Source organism: Micromonospora deserti (assembly GCF_003236335.1).
GTDB lineage: Bacteria > Actinomycetota > Actinomycetes > Mycobacteriales > Micromonosporaceae > Micromonospora > Micromonospora deserti.
This window is the reverse complement of record NZ_POUB01000453.1, coordinates 1-2,613: the sequence shown is the minus strand read 5'-3', so window position 1 is coordinate 2,613 and position 2,613 is coordinate 1. Positions and strand designations below refer to the sequence as shown.

At 77.2% G+C, this 2,613-nt stretch carries 2 protein-coding genes; one reads left to right on the top strand and one right to left on the bottom strand.

What is annotated here, in order from left to right; translation table 11 throughout:
* Positions 1-591 (bottom strand): DedA family protein (locus C1I99_RS31035; RefSeq protein ID WP_111137696.1); only part of this gene is annotated, 591 nt, incomplete at its 3' end.
* A gap of 709 nt (positions 592-1,300) precedes the next feature.
* Between C1I99_RS31035 and thrS the strand changes: the two genes are divergently transcribed.
* Positions 1,301-2,512 carry a threonine--tRNA ligase gene (thrS, locus tag C1I99_RS31030; protein WP_111137695.1) on the top strand — a complete coding sequence of 404 codons (1,212 nt, stop codon included), beginning with the start codon at positions 1,301-1,303 and terminating at the stop codon, positions 2,510-2,512.
* Positions 2,513-2,613 lie beyond the last annotated feature (101 nt).

The following is a 2,613-nucleotide window of genomic DNA, read 5'->3' as shown; positions in this document are numbered from 1 at the left end:
GGTGGGGGTGTGGCGGGCGGCGAGCAGGGTCATCGCCCAGCCGGCGGCGGCGAACCCGGCCGCCGCCACCCCGGCGACCACCGCGAGCCGCCACGCCGACCCGGTCAGCGCGGCGCCGCCCAGGTGCCCGACCAGCGCCCCGTACGTCGCCCAGCCCAGTGCGGCCATCGCCTCGTAGAGCAGGAAGAGCCGGTACGGGTACCGGCTGCGCCCGGCGGAGAAGCAGGCCGCCATCCGGCCGCCGGGCACGAAGCGGCAGAGCAGGATCACCAGCGGCCCGGGCCGGCGCAACGCCTGGGTCACCCGGTTCGCGACCCGGCGGGCCCGGCCCGGGCCGGCGTGGCGGGGCGGCCCGCGATCCGGCGTGCCCCGGCCGAGCAGGTAGCAGGCGAGGTCGCCGGCGAACACGCCGAGCGCGCCGACGGCGATGGTCACCGGCAGGCTGAGCCCGCCGTACACGGTGAGCGCACCGCTGGTGATCATGATGACCTGGGTGGGGATGACGGGGACGAAGGCGTCCACGACCAGCAGCCCGAGCAGCGCGAGATACGCCCAGGCCGGCGACGCGACCTCAGTGAGTAGTTCGGGCACGACTGCCACCTCGCCGGACGGGCCGATCGGATGTACGGAGCCTGACGGCGTGTCCGGCGTCACCGGGGACGGCCCTGGCCTGTGGTGACCAGCGACACGGCAGGGCCACCCACTTCCAACGAGCGGACCCGGACGTCGGTGACGGGCCGGCGGGCGCGGGGCGGTCGGCGGACCGGCGGGCAGCGGCGTACCGTTGTCGGCGCGGCCCACGACCGTCGGGTCCCCCGTTCCCGACGACCGGGTCGCCGCGGGCCGCCGGCAGGTCCCGTGCCGGCGGCTCGCCCCCATCGCCCGCCGCCGCTCCGGCGCCGCCGTCGCCACCCCGGCAGCGCCCGGCCGAGCGGGCGGGCCGTCCAGGCGTGATCGCCGCCCACGAACCCAGCTAGGCGTCCGCGCCCCGGCGCCGGAAGCACCGGCATGCGGCTTCGAGAGCGGCGGCAGGCGATGGCCGCGCCCGGCGCGGGAGTGGCGGCAGGCGGCGGTCGCGCCCTGGCGGCGGGAGCGGCGGCCGTGGGAATTCCGGGTGCGGGCCCGGTCGGGGCGGGCGTACCGTCGCGGCATGCGCAGTGCGGAACTGACCACGACGCCGGGAGGTCCCGGCGCGTCGCACTGACCCATCCGTCGACGAGGCCCCGGGGTGATCCGCCCCGGGGCCTCGTGGCGTTCCGGGCCGGGTGGTCTTCGGGGCGTACCCCTGAAGGAGCGCGACATGATCGACCACCGCAGGCTCGGCCGGGAGCTGGAGCTGTTCGTCTCCGACCCGCTGGCCGGCGCCGGCCTGCCGATCTGGCTGCCGGCCGGCGCCGCCGCCCGGCACGCCGTCGAGGAGTACGTCCGGGAGCTGGAGCGCCGGGCCGGCTACCGGCACGTCTACTCGCCGCCGCTGGGCAGGCGGGAACTGTTCGAACTCTCCGGGCATCTCGGCTACTTCGCCGACGACATGTTCCCGCCCATGCGACTCGGCGCCGACGAGTTCGTGCTCCGCCCGGCGCTCTGCCCGCACCACGCCCTGGTGTACCGGGCCCGGGGGCGTTCCTACCGGGACCTGCCGCTGCGCGTCGCCGAGCTGGGCGGCATGTATCGCGCGGAGCGTTCCGGGGTGCTGGGCGGGCTGTCCCGGGTGCGGGCCATCTCGCTCAACGACGCGCACAACTTTTGCATGCTGGAGCAGGTGGGCGAGGAGGTGGCGGAGATCCTCCGGCTGATCCGCGCGGCGCACGCCGCGCTCGGGGTCCGGCCGGCGGGGTTCCGGTTGTCGCTGCGCGGGCCGGGGGAGAAGTACGTCGGCGACGACGCGCGGTGGGCGCGGGCCGAGGACCTGCTCCGCGCGGCGCTCGACGGGGTGGAGTTCACCGAGGCCCCCGGTGAGGCCGCGTTCTACGGGCCGAAGATCGACATCCAGGTGGTGGACGCGGCCGGCCGGGAGGCGACCCTCTCCACCGTCCAGCTCGACTTCGACAAGCCGGAGCGGTTCGACCTGTCGTACACCGACTCGGGCGGGGCGCGGCGCCGGCCCGTCATGGTGCACCGGAGCCTGGTCGGCAGCATGGAGCGGCTCTTCGGGTACCTCATCGAGGTGCACGAGGGCGCCTTCCCGGCCTGGTACGCCCCGGTGCAGCTGGTGGTGCTCCCGGTCGACGGGCAGGCGGAGGCGGCGGGCCGGTTCGCCGCCGACGCCGCAGCGGCCGGGCTGCGGGTCGAGGTCGATGGTGGTGGCTCGCTGGGCGCCCGGGTCCGCGACGCGGCCCGTGCCCGGGTGCCGTATGCGGCGGTCGTCGGTCCCCGCGAGGCGGCCGACGGCGCGGTCTCGCTGCGCCTGCGCGACGGACGTGCCCTGCCCCCGGTGCCGGCGGGCGCCGCCCTCGCGCTGATCGGCGAGGTGGTGGCCGCCCGTTCGCCCGACCTGCTCCCGGCGCCCTGACCCGCCGCCGCACTCGGGCACCGGCTGGGGATGCCCGTGACCACGACGGAGCCTCAGACCGACGCGGGCGCGGGCGGGGGCCCGGCCGGGGTCTCGTCGGG

Bases quoted from the DNA above. Each gene is read 5' to 3' on its own strand.
- thrS (WP_111137695.1), top strand. From the start codon at position 1,301: ATGATCGACCACCGCAGGCTCGGCCGGGAGCTGGAGCTGTTCGTCTCC.